The organism is Glycomyces sp. YM15 (genome assembly GCF_016918015.1).
Classification (GTDB): domain Bacteria; phylum Actinomycetota; class Actinomycetes; order Mycobacteriales; family Micromonosporaceae; genus Glycomyces.
The window spans coordinates 1-22526 of sequence record NZ_JAERMK010000009.1; the positions used below are offsets into that span (position 1 = coordinate 1).

The window sequence follows — 22526 nt, forward strand, 5'->3', positions numbered from 1 at the left end:
GCAGGAAAGCATGCCGCTCCGCGGTCAGCTTCCTCGGGCCCTGAGCTTTGGTCCGGTTCTGACGGATCTGGAAGTCCATCGCAATCCCTTTCGGGCCCTGAGCTTTGGTCCGGTTCTGACGGATCTGGAAGTCCATCGCAATCCCTTGTAGATCAAGGTGTTGCAACGACTCCTAGAACCCAAGCATCGCGTCCGGGCCCTTCCTTCGTATCGTTAGTGGTTCGAGTGGTATCCGTTGGCCTTGGCGCGCTCGAACGAGCGGCGCACCTCTTCCTCGGCCTCCGCGCGTCCGGTCCAGGTCGCGCCTTCGACGCTCTTGCCGGGCTCCAGGTCCTTGTACACCGTGAAGAAGTGCTGGATCTCCAGGCGGTCGAACTCGGGAACGTCGGCGATGTCCTTGAACCGGTCCTTGCGGGGGTCCTCGGCCGGGACGCACAGCACCTTGTCGTCCACGCCCTTCTCATCGCGCATCCGGAACATGCCGATGGCGCGCGCGCGGATCACACAACCCGGGAACGTCGGCTCCACCAGCACCAATGCGTCCAGCGGGTCGCCGTCCTGGCCGAGCGTGTCGTCGATGAAGCCGTAGTCGGCCGGGTACACCGTCGCGGTGAACAGCGTCCGGTCCAGACGGATCCGCCCGGTCTCGTGGTCGATCTCGTACTTGTTGGCGCTCCCTTTCGGGATCTCCACGGTCACGTCGAACTCCACTGGCCGACCTCCTCCAGGCTCAAATGCAGTGCTCTTGATGCCTTAGTCTCTGTGCATGTCCCTCAGTGACAACGCCGACCCCAAGGTCGCGAGTAGTACGCCACACGCCGCACCCGCCCAGAAGCAACGCCCGGCACGCCGTCGACGGGCGCTCACGTGGGTCCTGGCCACCCTCGCCATCGTGGTCACCGTAGCCGCCGCAGGGGGCCTGGTGTGGCAGATCTCCGCCGTCACCAGCCCTCGGACCGGGACGATCACCGCCCCCGAGGCCTATCCCCCGGCCGAACCCGCGCCCGTACTGGCCGGATCCGACGCCGACGCGCCCCTGCCCGACCTCGCCTCGGTCCTGCCGGGCCTGCTCGCCGACCCGCGGCTCAACGGCAGCCTCTCCGCGTCCTTCGCCGACGCCCTGACCGGGGAGGTCCTCTTCGAGCAGGAGGACACGACCCCGCTCGCACCGGCCTCCTCCATGAAAGTGGTCACCGCCGTGGCCGCGTTCCAGCACCTCGGCGCCGAATACCGCATCCCGACCACCGTGGTCGAGGGCCCGACCGACGACAGCGTCGTGCTCGTCGGCGGCGGCGACCCGACCCTCACCGTCGACGGCGAGGGCTACTACACCCCGTACGCGGCGGGAGCGAGCCTCACCGAACTCGCCGGACTCGTGCTCGAGGCGCGCGGCGGCACCGCCCCGACCACCCTGTACCTCGACACGAGCGTGTTCACCGACAGCGTCAACGCCCCCGGTGTCGGGATGGCCGAGCTGGACGACTCGACGGGGCCGATGGCGCCGATCATGCTCGACGGCGGCCGCACGAACACGACCGAGAAGTACGCCCCCCACCACACCGACCCGGCGATGGTCGCCGCCCAGGAGTTCGCCGACCTCCTCGGCGCCACCACGGTGGAGGCGGGCACCGCCGCGGAGGGCGCGGCCGAACTGGCCGTGGTCCACTCGGCGCCGCTGTCGGCGCTCGTCGACTCGTTCATCCTGACCTCGGACAACCTCCTCTCGGACGCGGTCGCGCTCCAGACGGCGCTGGCCGTCGAAGGAGAGATGACCTGGGCCGCCATGTCCACCGTGCACACGTCGACGCTCGAAGGCCTCGGCGTGGACACGGCCGGACTGGTGTTCAACGACGGGTCCGGGCTCTCGCCGACCGACCGGATGACCGCGAAGGCGTTCACGCGGATGCTGCTCGGCGCGGCCGGATCACAGGCGTCGTCGGTGTTCGAGTCCCTGCCGGTGGCCGGATACTCCGGCACGCTCGACGACCGCTTCGGGACCGCCGAGGAAGGCGAAGGCGTGGTGCGGGCCAAGACCGGGACGCTCACCCAGCCCACCGGGGTCATCTCCCTGACCGGCACGCTGACCACCGCGGACGGCAGGCAGGTGATCTTCTCGCTCATCTCCAACGGGCACACCACGGGCCCCGAAGCGGTCGAGGCGGCGATGGACGAGGTCACCGCGGCCGTGTCGCAGTGCGGCTGTTAGCGCGACGGACCGCGAAGGGCCCCGGGCGAATGCCCGGGGCCCTTCATGCCGCTCAGGGTCAGGCGACGTTCCAGGTCTGGTCGAGGCTCAGGCAGCCGGAGGCCGGCACCGTGGCCGTCCGGTTGCCGATCGACTCCCAGGTGTAGGTCCCCGAGGACCGCACGATCACGTACTTGTACTCGAAAGTCGTGCCGGCCGGGACCGAGACGGTGCCCTTCCAGACCGGGTAGGTCGCTCCGGACAGGTGCGCCGAGCTGATCGCCGTCCAGTTGCCGAGCTGCGGGATCGAACCGACGATGTACACCTCGTCGCCCACGTTCGTGCCGCTCACCGTGGCGTTCACGTCGACGCAGTCGCTCGTGGTGCCGCCGCCCGAGCCGTTGCCGACGTAGATCGCCAGCGCGGTCTTCGCGGCAACGGTGGCGGTGAAGGCGCCGCCCGAGACGGTGACGGTGCCGCCGGAGATGACGTCGGTGTACGAGCCGTTGGGGAGCGAGGTGGTGAAGGTCTGGGTGATCGAGGAGGTGCCGGCGTTGACGACGGCGTGGCCGGTGTCGCCGCGGCCGAAGGCGAGGGCGTCGCCGGAGCCCCAGGTGTTGACGACGGGTTCGCCGGCGGTGGCGGTGCGGAAGCCGGCCATGCCGCTCATGTACGGGGAGCGGTGGAGGCAGGTGAAGGCGCCGGAGCCGCAGACGGCGTCGGCGACGGAGCCGTCCGGGTTGAGGGGCGGGGCGGCGTGGCCGTTGGTGAATTCGTAGCCGGTGTACGAGGCGGGGGTGCCGAAGGGGTGGGCGAGCATGAACGCTTCGGCGAGGAGGTAGTCCTGGCCGTACTGGTAGTTCATGGTCTGGGAGCCGCGTTCGGTGTCGTGGTTGGCGACGAAGACGCCGGCGGGTGCGGTGTAGCCCCAGCCGGTGCCCATGGTGGTGAGGTGTCGGGCGTCGGAGCCGCCGTTGATGTGGTTCTTGAGGTCGTAGGCGTAGCTGAATTCCTGGACGTCGCCGATGCCGGTGTATTCGGATTCGGTGATGGGTTCGCCGGGGGCGCCGATGACTTCTTGGACGATGTAGGGGTCGCCGTCGACGAGGTTCATGATGGCGGCGAGGTCGGTGGCGGCGATGTGTTTGGCGGCGTCGATGCGGAAGCCGGCGACGCCGAGGCTCTGGAGGTCGTCGAGGTAGGCGGCGATGGTCTCGCGGACGTCGGTCTGGGAGGTGTCGAGGTCGTTGAGGCCGACGAGGTGGCAGGTCTGGACTTCGTCGCGGTCCTGGTAGTCGTCGATTTCGCAGTAGTCGCCGCCGGTGTTGTGGAAGTCGGAGGGGTCGTAGCCGGCGTCGGGGTAGTTGAACTGGCGGTAGGTGCTGCCGGCCCAGCCGGTGCGGTCCTCGGTGGCGGAGCCTGCGGCCATGTGGTTGATGACGACGTCGGCGATGACGCCGATGCCGTTGGCCTGGCAGGTGGCGACCATGTGCTGGTATTCGGCGCGGGTGCCGAGGCGGGATTCGATCTTGTAGCTGACGGGCTGGTAGTGGATGTACCAGGCGTGTGCTTCGCCGGGGGTGGCGTCGTCGCCGCGGATGTGCTCGTTGGGCGGGGAGGTCTGGACGTAGGTGTAGCCGGAGTCGGCGAGGGGGCCTTCGCATTCGGCTGCGATGGAGTTCCAGTTCCATTCGAACATGTTGAGGATGGAGTCGCCGCCGGTGAGGGCGGCGGCGGGTGCGGCGTCGAGGGGTTCGGGGGCGGGTTCGGGCGGGGTGGTGGGGATGGCTGCTGCGGCGATGAGGGCCGCGAGGGCGGCGCCGCCGATGGCGGGCAGTGCGCGGCGGCGGAGGTGGTGAGGCATCGTTGCTCCCTTTGCAATTTCTGCCCGCATTACTGCAAGATGTTGCGGGCTCGAGAAGAACGTAGCACCGATGGTCCGATAATTTCAAGATGCTCGATATTTGAATCCGTACGGTCACGTGGCGTAGTCACCCGTGCGGGCGAATCATCGCAAACCGCACCGGTCCTCGACGCGGCCCGCGCGGCGTCGGCAAGGCGGCAAACGAGCGCGACCACCGAGAACCCCAGGTCTGAAACGCGGCGGTTCGCGCCCACTTGCGCAGGAGAGTGGCGCGGCAACTGCGCTATGGATAGGCTTGGCCGATGGCGCCGCCCGCAGGAAACCCGATGCTGCCGTCCGTCGACTGGCAGACCGCCGCCTCCTGCTCCCGGGCCTTCAGCCGCGGCGGCCCCCGCATGAGCCCCGAAGGCGCCCTCGACGTCGTCGCCGACCTCCACCGCCACGCCCGCACCGCGATCGACCTGGTCACCGACTACACCGGACTCGTACCCGCCACCACCGTCGCCGTCGACGTCGTCGACCGCGTCCGCTGGAGCCGGATCAACATCGCCGGGTTCCGCCGCCTCCTCATCGAGCTCGGCGCCGAGGACGCCGGAGCGAACGCCCCCGTCTCGGCCGCCGCCAAGCTCACCGGCGTCCAGACCGGCGCGGTCCTCGCGTTCCTCTCCTCCCGCGTACTCGGCCAGTTCGAGACCTTCTCCACCGACACCGGCCGACTCCTCTTCGTCGCCCCCAACATCGTCGAAGTCGAACGCCGACTGCGCCTGCCCTCGCGCGAATTCCGTCTCTGGATCGCCGTCCACGAGGCCGCCCACCTCAACCAGTTCACCGCCGTCCCCTGGATGCGCGAGCACTTCCACCACCTCATCCACACCTTCTTCGACGCCGCCGAACCCGACCGGTCCACCGCCTCCGGCCTCGCCCGCGCCGTGCGCCGCGCCCTCGCCACCGCCCGCGAAGAGGAGCAGCACGGCCCCCGGGACGAGAGGCCCGGCGCCGACGTCATGTCCGCGGTCACCAGCCCCGAACAGCGCGAGGCGATCTCGCAGATCCAGGCGCTCATGACCCTCCTGGAGGGCCACGCCGAATCCGTCATGGACGGCGTCGGCCGCACCGCCATCAACCACGTCGCACTCCTGCGCCGCCGCTTCGACCGCCGCCGCGCCAACCCCACCACCCTCCAGCGGTTCCTCCGCCAGCTCCTCGGCCTCGACGCCAAAATGCGCCAATACGCCGCCGGCCGCCGCTTCGTCGACCAAGTCGTCGCCGAACACGGCGTCACCGGCTTCAACCGCGTCTGGGAACGCCCCGAGCATCTGCCCACCGAGACCGAGATCGACCACCCCGAACAGTGGGTCGCGCGCGTGCTCCAAGGCCAGGGCCTCACCGCGCCGGGCCTCGCCGCCGGGCATGGCTAAGCTGCCGCCCTCGGTCGCGCGCCTGCGCATCGCCGTCCGCGACGCCCTCGCCGACCTCCCCGCCGGATCCCTCGCGCTCGTCGCCTGCTCCGGCGGACCCGACTCGCTCGCGCTGGCCGACACCCTCGCGTTCTGCGCCCCCCGGATGGGACTGCGGGCCGGACTCGTCACCGTCGACCACGGCCTGCAGGACGGCTCGGACGAACGCGCGACCGAAGTCGCCGACTGGGCGAACCGTGTGGGATTCGAACCCGCACTGCAAGTCGCGGTCGAAGTCGGCAGCGACGGCGGCCCCGAAGCGGCGGCGCGCACCGCCAGGTACGCGGCCTTGGACGCCGCCGCCCAGCGGCACGGCGCCGACGCGATCCTCCTGGGGCACACCAGGGACGACCAGGCCGAGACCGTGCTGCTCGCGCTCGCGCGCGGCGGCGGGCCGCGCGGCATCGCCGCAATGCGGGCCGTGCGCGGCCGGTACCGGCGGCCGCTGCTCGCCATCGCGCGGGCGGACACGCACGCGGCCTGCGCCGAACGCGGGCTGAAGCCCTGGACCGACCCGCACAACACCGACCCGCGGTTCCTGCGGTCGGCGCTGCGTCCGGCGCTCGAAGTGCTGGTCGAGACCCTCGGCGAGGATGTGGTGGCGAACCTCGCGCGGACGGCGGCCCTCGTCGGGGCCGACACGGACTTCCTCGACGGACTGGCCCGCGAGACGCTGGAGGCGTGCCGGGCCGAAACCGGGGGCGCCGGGCGCGGCAGCGCGAAAGGCGACGCCGACCTGAACGCCGGCGAGGACGGCGGTTCGCGCAGCAGCGCAGGCGGGAGCGGCGAGGGCCGCGATCGCGACGGCGGGCTCGACGCGAAACGGCTCGCTGCACTCGCAGGGCCGGTGCGGCAGCGGGTGCTGCGGACCTGGGTCCTCGAGTCGGGGGCCGACGGGGCGGCGCTGAACCACCGGCACCTCGACGCAGTGGACGCGCTCGTGGCGGACTGGCGCGGCCAGGGCCCGACATTCCTCCCTGGAGGGATCGCGGTGCGGCGCAGCGGTGGCCGGCTCACGGCGGCCCGGACCGACGAGGCGCAGGGGCAGCGGCGCTTCGGGTGACCGCGGTGCGGCGCACCGCGGTCGGTTCGCCGCGGACCGGTCGGGGCCGGGCAGCACCGAGCCTCAGGCGCCCGCGTTCTCGGCGCCCCTCGGCAGAACCCTGACAGACGGGTACGACAATCCGGCGTCCGGAGCGGACGCGTTCCGCTTGTAGCGAAATCGATGAGCACCGCGGGCCGTACCGACGAGGACGGCCCGCGCGTTCGCGCGGGCCGTCGGGGACGAGAGTGCGGGGCTCAGCGGCGCCCCGGGGGGCGCTTACTTCTGGTAGACCGCCGGATCGAGGACGCCGATGAACGGGAGCTCGCGGTAGCGCTCGGCGTAGTCGAGGCCGTACCCGACGACGAACTCGTTCGGGATGTCGAAACCCAGGTACTTGACCGGGATGTCCACCCGCTGCACGCCCGGTTTACGGAGCATCGAGACCACCGAGACCGAGGCCGGGTGCAGGCCCTCGAGGTACTTGAGCAGCCAGTCCAGGGTGAGCCCGGAGTCGATGATGTCCTCGACCACGAGAATGTGCCTCCCGGTGACATCGGAGTCGATGTCCTTGAGGATGCGCACGGTCCCCGAGGAGGTCGTGTGGCTCCCGTAGGAGGACAGCGCCATGAACTCCATCTTCACCGGCACGCTCAACGCCCTCGCGAAGTCGGCCATGAACATGACCGCCCCCTTGAACACGCCCACGAGCAGCAGCTCGTCGCCGTCCGCGAGCACGCCGTCGGCGTAGTCGGCCGAGACGCGGGCGCCGAGTTCGGCGACCTTCGCTCGGATCTCGTCTTCGGTGATGATGGTGCGCTCGATCTCCTCGGCGTACCACGAATCAGGATCGAACACCGCGTCCCGCGCTGCAGCGGACGGGACGGAAGGTGGGCTGGCTAGCTCCGACGTCATGTAACAAGGGTGCCACCCGATCGTCCGCGGCGCTGGCTTGGGTGGGCGAACTCAATCCGCCCGTGGTACTAATTACGGTCTATCAGCGGGCGGGGTATGGGCGGTGTCCGTCGCGAAGGGCCGGCGGTGCCGACGCTGCGGGACGTTGAACCTCCTTACCGTGTACGTTCGAGTTGTCTTCGCCCTGCAGCTCAGGAAACCCTGTGGGGCCGCGGTGAGGCTAACCGCCGCGACGAGGACAGCATCGCTCTCGAGAACGCGAATTACGCAGGAGGAAACGAGTGGTCGACGCCGGGAGACCCACACCTGAGCGGAAGCGGTTCTTCCGCAGGCCGCTCGTCTGGATCGTGCTCATCGCCCTCATCGCGGTCCTGATCGGCAGCTTCTGGTCCGGCGGCTCCGACTACGAGGAGGCCACGACCTCCGAAGTCCTCAAGGACATCACCGACGGGAACGTCAAGGAGGCCAACCTCCTCGACAAGGAGCAGCTGGTCCAGCTCACCCTGAACGACGAGACGCAGGTCGAGGCCTATCTCCCCGCGGGGATGATGGAGACCGTCGCCACCGAGCTCGACGAGGCGGGGGTCAAGTTCGACACCGAGGTCAACGAGACCTCCGTGTTCGTCTCGTTCCTGCTGAGCCTCCTCCCGATCGTGCTCATCGTCCTCCTGCTGCTGTTCTTCATGTCGCAGATGCAGGGCGGCGGCTCGCGGGTCCTCAACTTCGGCAAGTCCAAGGCGAAAATGGTGTCCAAGGACACCCCGAAGACCACGTTCGACGACGTGGCCGGCGCCGACGAGGCCGTCGAGGAGCTCCGCGAGATCAAGGACTTCCTCGAGGACCCGAAGAAGTACCAGGAGCTCGGCGCGAAGATCCCCAAGGGCGTCCTCCTGTTCGGTCCCCCCGGCACCGGCAAGACCCTCCTCGCGCGCGCCGTCGCCGGCGAGGCCGGCGTCCCGTTCTACTCGATCTCCGGCTCCGACTTCGTGGAGATGTTCGTCGGCGTCGGCGCCAGCCGCGTCCGCGACCTGTTCACCCAGGCCAAGGAGAACGCACCCGCGATCGTGTTCGTCGACGAGATCGACGCCGTCGGCCGCCACCGCGGCGCCGGCATGGGCGGCGGCCACGACGAGCGCGAGCAGACCCTCAACCAGCTGCTCGTCGAGATGGACGGCTTCGACACGCGCGGCGGCGTCATCCTCATCGCCGCGACGAACCGCCCCGACATCCTCGACCCGGCCCTGCTGCGGCCCGGCCGCTTCGACCGCCAGATCCCCGTCGACGCCCCCGACAAGGAAGGGCGCCAGGCGATCCTGTCGGTCCACGCCAAGGGCAAGCCGTTCGTCCCGAACGTCGAGTTCGAGACCATCGCACGCCGCACGCCGGGCTTCTCCGGCGCCGACCTCGAGAACGTCATCAACGAGGCCGCGCTCCTGACCGCCCGCCACAACCAGAAGGCGATCTCGGCCGAAGCCCTCGAAGAGGCCATCGACCGCGTCATCGCCGGACCGGAACGCAAGGGCCGCGTCATGGGCGACGCCGAGAAGAAGATGACCGCCTACCACGAGGCCGGCCACGCGCTCGTCGCCCACGCGCTGCCGCACGCCGCGCCCGTCCACAAGCTCACGATCCTGCCGCGCGGCCGCTCGCTCGGCCACACGCTCGTGCTGCCCACCGAGGACAAGTACACGCAGACGCGCTCCGAGATGATCGACACGCTCGCCTACGCGCTCGGCGGCCGCGCCGCCGAGGAGCTCGTCTACCACGACCCGACCACCGGCGCCTCGAACGACATCGAGAAGGCCACCAAGGTCGCCCGCGCCATGGTCACCGAATACGGCATGTCCGCCAAGCTCGGCGCCATCAAATACGGCACCTCGGGCTCCGAGCCGTTCCTCGGCAAGGACTACGGCCACCAGCGCGACTACTCCGACGACGTCGCCGCCACCGTCGACGCCGAGATCCGGGCGCTCATCGAGATCGCCCACGACGAGGCGTACGCGATCGTCACCGAGTACCGCGACGTCCTCGACCAGATGGTCGTCGAGCTGCTCGAGAAGGAGACGCTGAACCAGGACGACCTCGAGCGGATCGCGACCCGCGTGGTCAAGCGCCCGCCGATGTCCCCGTTCAACGGCACCGCCTCCCGCAAGCTCGGCGAACCGCCCGTCTCGACCCCGAACGGCTCCAAGCCCGCCGAGGGCCCCGAAGAGGGCATCGAGGTCGGACCGGGCACCGAGGGGCAGACCCCGCAGGCGTGAACCGGCAGTGACATCGTTCACGGGCCTTCCGACCTGGTCGGGAGGCCCGTTACCGTGTCCACCTGGTGGCGAAGCCCACTGGGGATGTCGGCGGAAACCCGTAAGCTTGTGCGATGGCTGAACTCGACAACCTGGCCGCCCGACTCATCGACGGCCGCATCAACGGCAGCCCCGTCGAAGACGCGGTGGACCTGGGGCGCATCGAAGCCGCCGTCAGAGAGATCCTGACGGCGATCGGCGACGACCCCGACCGCCCCGGCCTCCAGGAGACCCCCCGCCGCGTCGCCCGCGCCTACGCCGAACTCTTCGCCGGCCTCCGCGTCGACCCCGCCGAAGTCCTCAAGACCTCCTTCGACGAGAACCACAACGAGCTCGTGCTCGTGCGCGACATCGACGTGCAGTCCTTCTGCGAGCACCACCTGCTGCCGTTCACCGGCGTCGCCCACGTCGGCTACATCCCCGGCCCGGCCGGGAAGATCGTCGGCCTCTCCAAGCTCGCCCGGCTCGTCGAGGTGTACGCGCGCCGCCCGCAGGTGCAGGAGCGGTTCACCAGCCAGATCGCCGACCAGCTGTTCGCCTCCCTCGAGGCGAGCGGCGTCATCGTCGTCGTCGAATGCGAGCACACCTGCATGTCCATGCGCGGCATCAGGAAGCAGGGGTCGACGACCGTCACGTCGGCGGTGCGCGGCCTCATGCAGTCCGACGCGCGCACCCGCGCCGAGGCGATGGCGCTCCTGCGCGGCACCACCGGCTGAGACCGCCCGGACCGGGGAACGCGAAGAGGCCGGATGCGGTGGCATCCGGCCTTCGCTATGAGGGCGAGCGAGCCTAGGGGTGTCCAGGCATCGGAACGCTCGGTTGTTAGATGACCTGACCGGTCTGCGACTGGAAGGAGTCGCCCTCCGGCACGGCCTCGGTGTAGGCGGTGTCGAGGAAGCCGTCCTCGTCGGAGTCGACGAGCACGGTGTCGGCGGTGCCGTCCGCGTTCGAGTCGACCGAGATCTCGTCGACCAGGCCGTCGTTGTTGTAGTCGGTGGCCACGGTGTCGGCGTAGCCGTCGCCGTTCGAGTCGGTGGCGACCGAGTCGATGTAGCCGTCGGCGTTGGTGTCGACCGAGACCTGGTCGGTGATGCCGTCGCCGTCGGTGTCCGACTCGAAGGTGTCGAGCATGCCGTCGCCGTCGGTGTCCGAAGCGAAGGACTCGATGGTGCCGTTGCCGTCGGCGTCCACCGACAGCTCGTCGGAGATGCCGTCGCCGTCGTAGTCCACGGCCACGCCCTCGGCGACGCCGTCGCCGTCGGTGTCGATCATGGTGACGCCGTCGACGGTCATGGTGTCGTCGGCGTAGCCGTCGCCGTCGATGTCGAAGCTCTCGGTGACCGTGGAGACGGAGGAGTCGTCCTCGGCGTAGAGGTCTTCCTCAGCGGTGTAGTCCTCGGTGGCGGCCTCGTCGGTGTAGGTCTCCTCCTCGGCGGTGTAGTCCTCTTCGACGGTCTCGTCCACCGCGGCTTCGTCGTACTCGCTCATAGCTCTTCCATCCTTAGTCGAGAAGTGTTCCGTGCTTGATGAAGAGAACTCTACGATCCCCGCGAGGGCCGTGAATCCCCAGAGTGTGCCAACCCCCTATGCTTTCCTCCGGTCACCCTGGCAACAGCGCGCCACACGAGGTCTGGAGTTCCCTTTGGGCATGTCCGACAACGCATTCAGCGTTCCCGAGCCGCCTCCGGCGCTGGTCCCGGTGCCCGCGACCAGGGCGTTCGACCTGCACTCCTCGCGGGTGATCACGGGCGCGGCGGGCTGCGGATGGCAGTTCGACCTGCGCGCCGACGACCCGTTCATGCGCGACGGGATGCTGCTGGTGCCCTTGATATCCGAGGCGGACTACTACCGGGCGGTGGACGGCGACGGGGACGCGTACGCGAGCCTCGTGCCGGCCGAGGACGTGTACGTGCAGCAGCCCGAACCCGGCACGGGCTCGCCGCGACCGGGCTACCTGATCGAGCGGTTGTCCGACCCGGACTCGCCGCCGATCCGGCGGCCGTACCCGGCGTCGGACGTGCCGGGGCTGATCGGACGGCGGGTCTGGTACTGGACGGACGGGATCTACAGGGACGACTTCCGCTGCATCTCAGAGGCATTCGAGATCGACGGGGACTTCTGCGTGCGGGTGGTCGAGGAGCGGGCGTGGTACCGCTGGCGGCGGACGGGCACGATCCCGAAGGCGCAGGACGCGTTCATCCAGCACTTGTGGACGCATTGACAAGCCGGGCGCTCCCGGGCGCTAGCTCTGCCAGAGCCTCGTCATCATCGCCTCGACCGCGATGCGCGGGCGGACGTTCGCTTCGATCGCCTTGCGGCACTCCAGGATCGCGTCGATCCTGCGCAGCAGCGACTCGGCGCTGAGCTTCGCGGCCGCCGCTCTCGTCGTGTCCGCCATGTCGATGTGGATCGGGTCGACCCGCGCCCCGAAGCCCGCCGCGAGCGCGTCCCGGTAGAACGCCGCCAGGTCGACGAGCGCCCGGTCGAGCGAGTCGCGCTGCGCCCGCGTGTCACGCGTCTTCTGGCGCCTCTCAAGCTCTTTCAGGGCCGCCGCCGAGCCGCGCGCCGCCTTCGACGCGCCCTTCCCGGTGCCGCCCTTGCCGAGCGCGGTCTCCAGCGCTTCCTTCTCGGCCGCCGACCGCTCGGTGTACACGCCCGACGCCTCGGCTTCGGCCGCCTCGATCAGTTCGACCGCCGCCGTGAAGCACGCCCCGAGGCCGGTCAGGCGGCGCGGGATCTGCAGCACGTCATGGCGTTTCGCCCGCGCTTCGGCGTCGGTGGCGAGCCGCCGCGCCCGGCCGACGTGCCCTTGCGCCGCAGCGGCATAGAGTTCGGCCTCTCGCCGTGGCAGGCCGTCGCGGTGCACGAGCAGGTCACTGATCGCCCCGGCGGGCGGCTGCCGCAGGCCCATGACGCGGCAGCGGGAGCGGATCGTCACGGAGATCTCGGCCGGGTTCGTGGACGGCGCGCACAGCAGGAACACGGTCCGCTCCGGCGGTTCCTCGACGGCTTTCAGCAGCGCGTTCGCGGCCGCCTCGGTCAAGCGGTCGGCGTCCTCGACGATGAGGATCTGCCAGCGCCCCGCCGTGGGGGCGCGGCTGGCCTCGAGGATGAGGCGGCGCACTTGGTCGACGCCGAGCGTCAGGCCTTCGGGGATGACCCGGGTGACGTCGGCGTGGGTGCCGCCGAGCACGGTGCGGCAGGTGTGGCACTCGCCGCATCCGCCTGCGTCGCATTGGAGTGCGGCGGCGAAGGCGACGGCGGCGGTGGAGCGGCCGGAGCCGGGCGGGCCGGTGAAGAGCCAGGCGTGGGTCATGCCGAGGCCGCCCGCGGCCTCGGCGAGGACCCGCTGGGCCTCGTCCTGCCCGACGAGCTCGTCGAAAACGCTCACGGCCGTCCGGCCTCCTCGGCGACGGTGTCCCAGCCGTAGTCCTTGGCGGCGGTGGTCGAGTCGGTGGGGTCGTCGCCGTTGCCGGTGGCGTCCTTGGCGCTGTCGAGGCCGGGCCAGCCGGTTTCGGTGCGGGCGGTCTGGGCGCGGATGTCGAGGCGTTCGGCGACGGTGTCGCGCACGGTGGCGGCGATCTCGTCGGGGGTGCCGCCCGCTTCGATGACGAGGTACCGGCGGGGTTCGGCGGCGGCGAGCTGGAGGAACGTCTCGCGGACCCTCTCGTGGTAGTCGAGCTGCTCCTGTTCGAGCCGGTCGCCGGCGCCGCCGGCTTTGGCGCGGTGGAGGCCGTTGACGGGGTCGACGTCGAGGAGGACGGTGAGGTCGGGTTTGAGTCCGCCGGTGGCCCAGGCGGAGACCCAGGCGATCTCGTCTTTGCCGAGGGCGCGTCCGGAGCCCTGGTAGGCGATGGAGGAGTCGATGTAGCGGTCGGAGACGACGACGGCGCCGCGTTCGAGGGCGGGGCGGATGACCTTGTCGACGTGCTGGGCGCGGTCGGCGGCGAAGAGGAGCGCTTCGGCGCGGGGTGCGGGTGCGGAGTCGCCGCCACGGTCTTGGGAGGGAGCGTCGAGGACGAGGGAGCGGATGCGCGCGCCGATGTCGGTGGCGCCCGGTTCGCGGGTGAGGACGGCTTCGTAGCCGCGGAGTTTCAGCCAGGCGGCGAGTTTCACGGCCTGCGTGGATTTCCCGGCGCCTTCGCCGCCTTCGAAGACGACGAAGAAGCCGTTGCCCGCGACCGGGTCGGGGGCGGTGAGCGGGCGGCCGCGCAGGGAGGACCAGAGGTCGGCGAAGACGGGGACGCCGGGCTTGTCGTCCATGGATCGGAAGGCGGTGACGCCGAGCCAGGCGACGAGGGCGGCGGCGACGAACAGGAGGATGCGGCTCATCGAGATCTGGATCTCGGTGAAGCCGAGGTCCAGTTGCCGGGCGGCCTGCCAGCCCGCGAGGGGCGCGGCGACGGTCATCGAGACCATGAGGATGACGCGGGCGGAGACGGCGATGAACGCGAACATGCGGCCGCGGATCTCGTCTTCGGTCTCGCGTTGGAGGAGGGTGATCCCGGCGAGGAAGGCCATGCCGGCGCCGAGGCCGATGACGACGGACCCGATGAGGGAGAACACGATGTGCGGGGCGACGGCGTCGAGTGCGAGGCCGCTGCCCGCGAGGACGATGCTCATGCCGAACCAGCGCAGGCGCGAGAGCTCGCCGATGAGTTTGGGGCCGAAGGCGATGCCGCAGCCGAGGCCGAGGAAGAGGAACACGGCGAGGGTGTAGAACGCGGCTTCGCCCGCGTCGAGCGTGGTGGCGTAGACGGTGCCGACGCCGATGAGGATGCCGGCGCCGCTGAACGCGCCGAGCATGCCGACGATGAGGCCGCGGACGCGCTCGGAGGTGCGCAGGTAGGACCAGCCTTCGACGAAGTCGTGCCAGACGCTGGAGGTCTTGGCGGCGGCCCGGCCGATGCGGCCGGAGATCTGCGGGATGAAGAAGTAGACGGTGACGGCGAGGATCGCGAACATCGCGGCGGTGAGGTAGAGCGCGATGACCATCGGTTCGGCCCAGGTGCCGAGGTTCGACCAGACCGCGGAGCCGCGTTCGAGGACGGCGAGGACGGCGAAGGCGAGGGGCGGGGCGATGCCGTAGGTGGTGGCGAGGCTGAGCTGGTTGGCGGCCTCGTACTTCTCGGGCGGGAGCAGGTTGGGGACGGCCGCTTCCTTGGCGGGCGACCAGATGAGGACCGCGCCTTCGATGCAGAGCTGGGCGATGGCGAGCCAGGCGACGGTGACGGCGGTGTTGTCGGTGATGAGGTAGACCGTCGGGACGGAGGCGATGAGGAGGAAGCGGGCGGTGTCGCAGGCGGCCATGGTCTTGCGCCGGTCGAAGCGGTCGGCGAAGACGCCGGCGACGGGGCCGAGCACCAGGGAGGGCAGGAGTCGCAGCACGATGGTGGCCGAGAAGGCCGCGCCCTTGGCCGCGGGGTCGTCGAACAGGGACTGGGCGAAACCGGCGGTGGCGAAGATGGCCAGCCAGTCGCCGAAGGAGGCCAGTCCGAGGACGGTCCACAGGCGTCTGAACGGGCGGATCCGCAGCACCGTCTGGATGTCGCCAAGGGTGTTCGCCATGCTGCTCCTCGAAAGTCAGAGACCGCACCGGGTCGACTACGAGACTAGTCGGCCCGGTGCGGTCGCATGCCCCGGCGCGGTCGTTTGAGTGGCCTGGGACCCCTCTTACGGCAGGCGGCGGCCGAGGTAGTCGCAGACGACGTCGGCGGCTTCGGCGATCGACGCGGAGCAGCCTTCCGGGTCGCGGCGGAACGCGAGGCGGACCAGGGCCTGCCCGGTCTCGACGGCGACGGTGACGGTCTTGTTGAGCTCGTCGTCGCCGCCGATGCCGAAGCGCTGGGCGAGCCCGGCGAGGATCTGGTCGGCGATCACGTCGCCGCCGGTGGTGACGGCGTCGGCCCGGCCCGGGTCGATGGCGTCGGCCAGGTGGAGCACGCGGAAGCCGGGCGCGGTCCGGTACATCTGCACGTACTCGTCGATCGCGGCTTCGACCCCGCCGCGCCAGTCGGCGGGCGGCTCGGCGTCGAAGCGGGCGGCGAGGCGCTCGAAGTACAGGTCGATGTAGCGCTGGCTGAGCGCTTCGGCGAGCGAGCGCTTGTCCCCGAAGAACTGGTAGACCGAGCCGATGGCGACGTCGGCGCGCTGGGCGATGGCGGTGGTCGAGAGCCGGTCGTAGCCGACCTCTTCGATCAGGTCCGCGGCGGCGTCGAGCATCCGGCGCACGCGCGCGGCCGAACGCTCCTGGACGGGCAGGCGCCGCAGTGAATGCGTGGCACCGAACTTGGACACCGGTGACATCGTGGGCTGCCTTGCGGCCGGCACGGTAGCAGTGCTCATGGTGTTGTCTCCCCCCTGTGATGACAAGTCTCCCCATCATGGACGACTTGCCCGGATTTGAGGCTCATTCCCGGCCGTGTCGCGAGGGAAATTCCAACTTCACCCCTGCTGGTGCGATCAGGCGGTCTCGACCGTCATGTCGCGAAACGGCTTGACGAAATGCGGAGTTCATCACTCTCACGGTTGCGGCGGTTGTGCATGAACACCCGGACACGGAAGGATTGCGAGGGTTTTGCGCGTTGCTTCAGGGGACGAGCAGGGCCGATTCACGGCTCGCGAGCGTCGCCAAGAGTGGCGAGCGGGCTTTCACCGGGCCCCGTGGGAGAGGACGACCACATGCAGCAGCGGCGTACGCCGGCCTTCAGGGCACGATGCCGAAAGCAGAACGTCCGTCGCGTGGCGATGGTCTCGGTGCACACCTCGCCGCTCGCGCAGCCCGGCACGGGCGACGCGGGCGGCATGAACGTCTACGTCCTCAACACCGCCCGCGAACTCGCCCGCTCCGGCGTCGAAGTCGAGGTCTTCACCCGCGCCACCAGCTCCGAGGAGCCCCCCACCGTCGAAGCCGCCCCCGGCGTCCTCGTCCACCACCTGCCCGCCGGGCCCTTCGAGGGCCTGTCGAAGAACGACCTCCCGACGCAGCTGTGCGCGTTCACCGGCGGCCTCCTCCGCGCCGAGGCCCGCAACCGGCCCGGGCACTACGACCTCATCCACGCCCACTACTGGCTCTCCGGCCAGGCCGCGTGGGTCGCCGCCGACCGGTGGGGCGTGCCGCTCGTCCAGACCTTCCACACCCTCGCCAAGGTGAAGAACGCGCAACTCGCCGAAGGCGACTCGCCCGAGCCGATCGGCCGCGTCGTCGGCGAGGAGCAGATCACCACCGAAGCGGACCTCCTCATCGCCAACACGGCCGCCGAAGCCGCAGAGCTGCACCGCTACTACGGCGCCGACGAGCGCCGCGTCGAGGTCATCCACCCCGGCGTCGACCTCGGCGTCTTCCGACCCGGCGACCGGTACGAGGCCCGCCGGGCGCTCGGCCTGCCGCAGGACGCCCTCGTCGTCGCGTTCGTCGGCCGCATCCAGCCCGCTAAGGCCCCCGACGTGCTGCTGCGCGGCCTCGCGCGGCTGCGGGAGACCGATCCGCCGCTCGCCGAGCGCATCGTCCCGGTCTTCGTCGGCGGGCCCTCCAACACCGACCTGTACTGGCTCCCCAAACTCGCCGGGGAACTCGGCCTCGCCGACCGGGTCCAATGGCGCACCCCGCGCTCGGGCGAGGCGCTCGCCCAGGTCTACCGGGCCGCCGACGCCGTCGCCGTGCCCAGCTACAACGAATCGTTCGGCCTCGTCGCCCTCGAGGCCCAAGCCGCGGGCACCCCGGTCCTCGCGGCCCGGGTGGGCGGCCTGACCACCGCCGTCAGCGAGGACGCCTCCGGGCTCCTCGTCGACTCCCACTCCTCCGACGACTGGGCCGACGCGCTCGGCCGCCTCATGGGCGACGGCGCCCTGCGCGAACGCCTCGCCGCCGGCGCCCGCGCCCACGCCGCGCGCTTCTCCTGGCAGTCCACCGCCGAAGGGCTCAGCGGCGCCTACCGGCGCGCGCTCCTCGCCCGCTCCCAGGCGATCACCGTCAAGTGACCTCCGGATGCATCCGGAGGTTCGCCGCTCAAGGCTCATCCCCTGGAAGCTCACACCGTCAGATGTAGACGGTCCGGATCGAAACCGCCCGGGCGCTGACGACCCGTGACAGGCACCGGTCGTCGAACGCCTGCGCCGCAACGGGTTTGAAGGCAACCGGCTTCGACATCGCCTTCGCCGCGCGTGCCCGCGCAGCAGACCGGCCTTGCGTTGGGCATCGACGACCGCGGAGGCGTCACGGACTTCCTTGACCGCGTGTCGTGCCGGCTGCGAGCCAATCCCGGCCGCCTTCGCCTCGGCGTACACCCGGCCCCGCAGCGGCGTATTCGCTCGACCTGCCCGGTGGCACCGTCCCGATGCGCGAACGCGACCTGTGCGATTCGGTTCACCGCCCCGATCTCCACCAGGCATGAAGAGCCTGGGTCCCTTCGGTGGATACCCTGAACCGGTGATCGAGCAACTCACCGCGGCCCTTGACGAGATCGGCGCCGACTACCGGCAGGACGGCCCCCGCTCGGCGGTCGTCACGCTCCCCGGCCGGCGCAAGCTCGCGATCGCGTGCGTCCTGGTCGTCGAGGACCATGCCCTGCGCGTGGAGGCGTTCGTGGCGCGCAGGCCCGAGGAGGACCGGGAGTCGGTCTGGGCAGAGCTCTTGCGCCGCAACGGGAAGCTGTACGCGGTGGCGTTCGCGACCGACGAGAACGAGGACATCCACCTCGTCGGCCGCCTCCCGCACGCCTCGATCGACGCGGAGGAGCTCGACCGCGTCCTCGGCCAGGTCCTCGAAGCGGCCGACGAGAGCTTCAACATGATCCTCGAACTGGGTTTCAGGACCTCCATCGAAGCGGAATGGGCCTGGCGCCTCGCCCACGGCGAGTCCACGAAGAACCTCGAGGCGTTCGAGCACCTCCGCCCGCGCGACTGAGGATCACAGGCGCCCGTCGGCCAGGATCTCCTGGGCGCGCGCCTGCATGTCCTCGGCGCGCCGGTGGAACGAGTAGAACTCCTCCTCGTGGCCGCTCACGTAGGCGATCAGGTACTCCCAGAACACGTCCTCCCGCACCTCCTGCAGCCGCGACTCGGCATGGCACGCGGCGTCGTCCCCGGCGGTCGCCAGCACCTCCTCGGCCAACCTCGCCTCGGCCTCCTCAAGGGACATCGAATGCTCGATCTGCCAGGCGGCCTTGAGGTCCCCGGCCCTGCTGAACAGTGCGCCGCGCAGCTGGATCGGCTCGCCGTAGTCGTGGCCGCGCTCGTCCATGCAGTCGGCCCAGGCCGTCAGGGCCTCGGCGACCCGGTCGTCGCGCTCCCAGCCGGTGCTGCCGCGGGCGCCCGCGAGCCCGGCGTGGTTGAGGTAGTCCGGGTAGGCGCCCTCGGCGAGGGCGTCCTCCGCTTCGCGCATGCACCCGCCCCCGGCGCGCTCGGATTCGCCCACGTCGGGCAGCAGCACGGTCTCGGCCTCCATGCCCGGCGAGCCGTAGTACGCCTCGTAGTAGGCGTCCTGGTCCGCTCGCGGCAGATCGGAGAACGGGTCCGGTTCAGTGTAGACGTCCTCGCCGTCCGCGCCCTCGTAGACGAGCGTGATGGCGGGGTCGTCGACCCGGATGCCGTAGATCTCCTCGGGCGGCAGGGCGAGGTCGGGCTCGGAGTAGACCCACGGGCCGAGCAGGTCGTCGAGGCCCGGGGACGCTTCGTACTCGACCGCGAGGGGGTGCACGGCGAAGCCCCGGTTCTCGACGCAGAGCGTCGCGACCCGCTCCATGGCCTGCTGCACCTGGTCGGCCGACGCCATGTTGTCGGCGAGCACGGCCTCGGCGGTCGCGCGGTCGATCGGTTCGGGAGGCTCGGCGCAGGCGGCCGACAGCGCCGCCGCGAGCAGGGCCGGGACGCCGAGAGCGGCCCGGCCCAGGCGACCGCGAAGGTCAGGCATAGGACATCTCGGTGTGGCAGCCCGAGCCGCAGCCCGAATGCCAGGACTTGTAGACGCCGTTGCGGTAGTACCGCAGCGTCACCGGATTGCCCACCGTCGCCTGGCTGGAGGACTGGCGTTTGCCGGTGCTCCCCCCGCCGCTGGAGTTGGCGTAGTAGACGTTGACCCAGGCGTAGTGCGAGCCGCACGTGGTGAAACGCGAACGCCACCGCACCGTCTCGCCGTAGTCGTCGCCGTTCGTGGTCGACACGCCCGACCACCAGTCGTCGCAGGTCATCGTGTAGAACACGCCCCCGGCGCTCGCCGTGGACGGCAGCGCGGCCATGCCGCCCGCCACGAGCACGGCCAGTGCGGCCGTCGCTCCGATCCGGCGCAGCGCGAGGGTTAGAGTGGACCGAGGTCCCCTGTTCATTCGGACTCCTTCCAGGGCAGGGTGATTCACGGCGCGCGGTCATCTCGGTTGGCGCCTGTGACCGCGCGCTGACCAGACGCTATCGGCACCTTCGGTCGTCCACAAGGTGCAGTTGCAGATATGGCACACCGTCCCATGACGTGGACCATCCATCACGAACCGGCACAACGCGAACGACCTGCGTACGCGGTCGCGGGCCGAGCGGTTCGCGCCCGGTTTCCGCCTGGTTCGAGCCGGCCCGCGCTCCTCACCGGCGGGGACGACCGCCCGTGAGGAGGCGACCTCGGCCACACCTGTGGCTTGACCGGGCGGCAGGGCAGCGGGCGAGACGGCAGGATAGGGGTATGACCGCTACTCTCGTGCTGCTTCGCCACGGCGAAAGCGAATGGAACGCCAAGAACCTGTTCACCGGCTGGGTCGACGTGAGGCTGTCGGCCTCGGGCGAGGACGAGGCCCGCCGCGGCGGGCGGCTGCTCGCCGAAGCCGACCTGCTGCCGGACGTCGTGCACACCTCGCTGCTGCGCCGCGCCATCAACACCTCCGAGCTGGCGCTGGCCGAGGCCGGCCGCTCCTGGATCCCCGTCAAGCGCTCCTGGCGCCTGAACGAGCGCCACTACGGCGCACTGCAGGGCAAGGACAAGGCCGCGACGCTCACCGAGTACGGCGAGGAGCAGTTCATGACCTGGCGCCGCTCGTACGACGTGCCGCCGCCCGCGATCGAGGCGGGCTCCGAGTTCTCGCAGGACGGCGACGCCCGTTACGCGGACCTCGCCCCCGAGATCCTGCCGGCCACCGAGTGCCTGAAGGACGTCCTCGAGCGGATGCTCCCCTACTGGTACGACGGGATCGTTCCCGACCTCAAGGCCGGGAAGACCGTGCTCGTCGCAGCGCACGGCAACTCGCTGCGCGCGCTCGTGAAGCACCTCGACGGCATGTCCGACGAGGCCGTCGTCAAGCTGAACATCCCCACCGGGATGCCGCTGCGCTACGAGCTGGACGAGGCCACGCTCAAGCCCACCGTGACCGGCGGCGAGTACCTCGACCCCGAGGCCGCCGCCGAGGCCGCCGCCGCGGTGGCCGCGCAGGGCAAGAAATAGCCCGGATGCGCACTCTGGGTTAACAGAAGGTGACATGCGTTGCGGCCCGGCGTTCGACGCCGGGCTGTTTCGCGCTTACGCTGGGGTCGTGGCCCACCATGATTCGCCGCCGCTCGCGGGCCTGCGCAAGAGCGCAGGTCGCGTCCTCACCGGCCTGGCCGCGGGAGCCGCTTTCGGCGCCGCCGCCGCAGCGCTCCTGCGCACCCGGCAGCGCGGCACCCCCCGCCCCGATGTCCGCACCGCCGCCGTCGCCGACTCCCGCCCGTGGGAGGCCGCGACCGACCTGCTGCGCACCGGCGTGTGCCTGGTCGACGACCACAACCGCGTCCTCTACACCAACCGGGCCGCCCGCGACCTGGGCCTGGTGGACGACCACGAGATCATCTCGCTGACGCTGCGGGCGCTGCTCGCGCAGGCCCGTCGCTCCGGCCGCTACCGGGACGCCGAGATCGAGGTCCCCAAGCAGGTCATGGGCGAGCCGAGCGCGGTGAGCGTGCGGATCACGCCGCTGCCCGACGGCGTGTCCGTGGCCGAGTTCCAGGACATCTCCGAGCTGCACCGGGTCGAGCGGGTGCGCCGCGACTTCGTGGCGAACATCAGCCACGAGCTGAAGACCCCGGTCGGCGCGATGCAGATCCTGGCCGAGGCGCTCAAGGACGCCGCGGAGGACCCCGACGCGTCGGCGCGGTTCGCCGCGCGGATCCAGTCCGAGTCGAAGCGCATGAACCACCTGGTCACCGACCTGCTGGAGCTCTCGCGGCTGCAGGGTGCGGAGAAGCTGCCGGACCCCGAGCCCGTCGAGGTCGACCGGATCATCGCCGAGGCCTTCGACCAGACGCGGATAGCGGCCGAGGAGAAGGGCATCGAGCTCACCTGTTCGGGCGTGCGCGGCGCGGAGGTGCTCGGTTCGGAGTCCCAACTCGTGACCGCGGTGAAGAACCTCGTCGGCAACGCCATCTCCTATTCACCTGAGGACACCACTGTCGAGGTCTCCACCTCGATCACCTCCCCGACCGGGCATCTGGCGGGGGTCCAGATGGTGTGCATCGCCGTGCGCGACCAGGGGATCGGCATTCCCGCCGAGGAGCTCGACCGGATCTTCGAGCGGTTCTACCGGGTGGACGCGGCGCGGTCGCGCTCGACCGGCGGCACCGGCCTCGGCCTGGCGATCGTCAAGCACGTGGCGGTCAATCACGGGGGTAGAGTCGAAGTGTCCAGTATGCCCGAAGCCGGATCAGTGTTTACCTTGATGTTGCCTGCTCGTTCCCTTCCGTCCGACGCCGCGGCACCGGAATCGGATGCAATCGGAACAACCCAGCAAGCCGGCCTGTAGAAAGGTTCACT

19 protein-coding genes are annotated in these 22526 nt (G+C 70.4%); 10 read left to right on the forward strand and 9 right to left on the reverse strand.

The window, feature by feature from the left end:
• Nucleotides 1–213: 213 nt before the first annotated feature.
• On the reverse strand, nt 214–711 hold the full coding sequence (locus JHY01_RS11535) for an inorganic diphosphatase (RefSeq protein WP_205325795.1): 498 nt from the start codon (nt 709–711) through the stop codon (nt 214–216).
• Nucleotides 712–766: 55 nt separating this feature from the next.
• Between JHY01_RS11535 and dacB the strand changes: the two genes are divergently transcribed.
• On the forward strand, nt 767–2206 hold the full coding sequence (gene dacB / locus JHY01_RS11540; protein ID WP_205325796.1) for a D-alanyl-D-alanine carboxypeptidase/D-alanyl-D-alanine-endopeptidase: 1440 nt from the start codon (nt 767–769) through the stop codon (nt 2204–2206).
• 58 nt (nt 2207–2264) lie between these two features.
• Here dacB and JHY01_RS11545 read toward each other — a convergent pair whose 3' ends face one another.
• On the reverse strand, nt 2265–4049 hold the full coding sequence (locus JHY01_RS11545; protein WP_205325797.1) for a carbohydrate-binding module family 20 domain-containing protein: 1785 nt from the start codon (nt 4047–4049) through the stop codon (nt 2265–2267).
• Nucleotides 4050–4351: 302 nt separating this feature from the next.
• On the opposite strand from JHY01_RS11545, the gene JHY01_RS11550 reads away from it, so the two are divergent.
• Complete coding sequence (locus JHY01_RS11550) at nt 4352–5467, forward strand: zinc-dependent metalloprotease (RefSeq protein ID WP_205325798.1); 1116 nt, start codon at nt 4352–4354, stop codon at nt 5465–5467.
• Entirely contained in the window at nt 5460–6569 is a 1110-nt protein-coding gene (gene tilS / locus JHY01_RS11555) for a tRNA lysidine(34) synthetase TilS (protein ID WP_205325799.1), read from the forward strand. Before JHY01_RS11550 ends, tilS begins: the two co-directional genes overlap by 8 nt.
• Before the next feature lie 258 nt (nt 6570–6827).
• On the opposite strand, the gene hpt is transcribed toward tilS, so the two are convergent.
• Nucleotides 6828–7463, reverse strand: coding sequence for a hypoxanthine phosphoribosyltransferase (gene hpt, locus JHY01_RS11560; protein WP_205325800.1), 636 nt, complete (start codon nt 7461–7463; stop codon nt 6828–6830).
• Between the two features lie 281 nt (nt 7464–7744).
• On the opposite strand from hpt, the gene ftsH reads away from it, so the two are divergent.
• Together ftsH and folE are read left to right on the forward strand one after the other, a co-directional pair.
• Complete coding sequence (gene ftsH / locus JHY01_RS11565) at nt 7745–9724, forward strand: ATP-dependent zinc metalloprotease FtsH (protein WP_205325801.1); 1980 nt, start codon at nt 7745–7747, stop codon at nt 9722–9724.
• 113 nt (nt 9725–9837) lie between these two features.
• Nucleotides 9838–10479 (forward strand): GTP cyclohydrolase I FolE, encoded by a 642-nt coding sequence (gene folE, locus JHY01_RS11570; protein WP_205325802.1) that lies wholly within the window; start codon nt 9838–9840, stop codon nt 10477–10479.
• A 106-nt stretch (nt 10480–10585) separates the two neighbouring features.
• Here the strand turns inward: folE and JHY01_RS11575 are convergent, their stop codons facing one another.
• Nucleotides 10586–11251 carry a hypothetical protein gene (locus JHY01_RS11575; RefSeq protein WP_205325803.1) on the reverse strand — a complete coding sequence of 222 codons (666 nt, stop codon included), beginning with the start codon at nt 11249–11251 and terminating at the stop codon, nt 10586–10588.
• A 160-nt stretch (nt 11252–11411) separates the two neighbouring features.
• Between JHY01_RS11575 and JHY01_RS11580 the strand changes: the two genes are divergently transcribed.
• The gene (locus JHY01_RS11580; protein ID WP_205325804.1) at nt 11412–11984 is read left to right on the forward strand and encodes a hypothetical protein; all 573 of its coding nucleotides are present in this window, start codon (nt 11412–11414) and stop codon (nt 11982–11984) included.
• A 21-nt stretch (nt 11985–12005) separates the two neighbouring features.
• On the opposite strand, the gene JHY01_RS11585 is transcribed toward JHY01_RS11580, so the two are convergent.
• From JHY01_RS11585 to JHY01_RS11595, 3 genes are all read right to left on the reverse strand, one after another.
• Entirely contained in the window at nt 12006–13154 is a 1149-nt protein-coding gene (locus JHY01_RS11585) for a DNA polymerase III subunit delta' (protein ID WP_205325805.1), read from the reverse strand.
• Nucleotides 13151–15331, reverse strand: a complete 2181-nt coding sequence (gene tmk, locus JHY01_RS11590) for a dTMP kinase (RefSeq protein WP_205325806.1) — start codon at nt 15329–15331, stop codon at nt 13151–13153. Before tmk ends, JHY01_RS11585 begins: the two co-directional genes overlap by 4 nt.
• A gap of 105 nt (nt 15332–15436) precedes the next feature.
• Entirely contained in the window at nt 15437–16108 is a 672-nt protein-coding gene (locus JHY01_RS11595) for a TetR/AcrR family transcriptional regulator (RefSeq protein ID WP_240192674.1), read from the reverse strand.
• Nucleotides 16109–16510: 402 nt separating this feature from the next.
• Here JHY01_RS11595 and mshA point away from each other — a divergent pair, with 402 nt between their 5' ends.
• Together mshA and JHY01_RS11605 are read left to right on the forward strand one after the other, a co-directional pair.
• The gene (mshA, locus tag JHY01_RS11600; RefSeq protein WP_240192681.1) at nt 16511–17743 is read left to right on the forward strand and encodes a D-inositol-3-phosphate glycosyltransferase; all 1233 of its coding nucleotides are present in this window, start codon (nt 16511–16513) and stop codon (nt 17741–17743) included.
• A 448-nt stretch (nt 17744–18191) separates the two neighbouring features.
• Nucleotides 18192–18668: a YbjN domain-containing protein gene (locus JHY01_RS11605; RefSeq protein ID WP_307814393.1), complete on the forward strand. Its 477-nt coding sequence runs from the start codon at nt 18192–18194 to the stop codon at nt 18666–18668.
• A 3-nt stretch (nt 18669–18671) separates the two neighbouring features.
• Here JHY01_RS11605 and JHY01_RS11610 read toward each other — a convergent pair whose 3' ends face one another.
• Nucleotides 18672–19673, reverse strand: coding sequence for a hypothetical protein (locus JHY01_RS11610; RefSeq protein WP_205325809.1), 1002 nt, complete (start codon nt 19671–19673; stop codon nt 18672–18674).
• Entirely contained in the window at nt 19666–20085 is a 420-nt protein-coding gene (locus JHY01_RS11615; protein WP_205325810.1) for a hypothetical protein, read from the reverse strand. Before JHY01_RS11615 ends, JHY01_RS11610 begins: the two co-directional genes overlap by 8 nt.
• 344 nt (nt 20086–20429) lie before the next feature.
• Between JHY01_RS11615 and JHY01_RS11620 the strand changes: the two genes are divergently transcribed.
• Both JHY01_RS11620 and JHY01_RS26620 read left to right on the forward strand, forming a co-directional pair.
• On the forward strand, nt 20430–21182 hold the full coding sequence (locus JHY01_RS11620) for a phosphoglyceromutase (RefSeq protein ID WP_205325811.1): 753 nt from the start codon (nt 20430–20432) through the stop codon (nt 21180–21182).
• A gap of 88 nt (nt 21183–21270) precedes the next feature.
• A complete protein-coding gene (locus JHY01_RS26620) occupies nt 21271–22515 on the forward strand; it encodes a cell wall metabolism sensor histidine kinase WalK (protein WP_205325812.1) in 1245 nt (414 codons plus the stop codon).
• Nucleotides 22516–22526 lie beyond the last annotated feature (11 nt).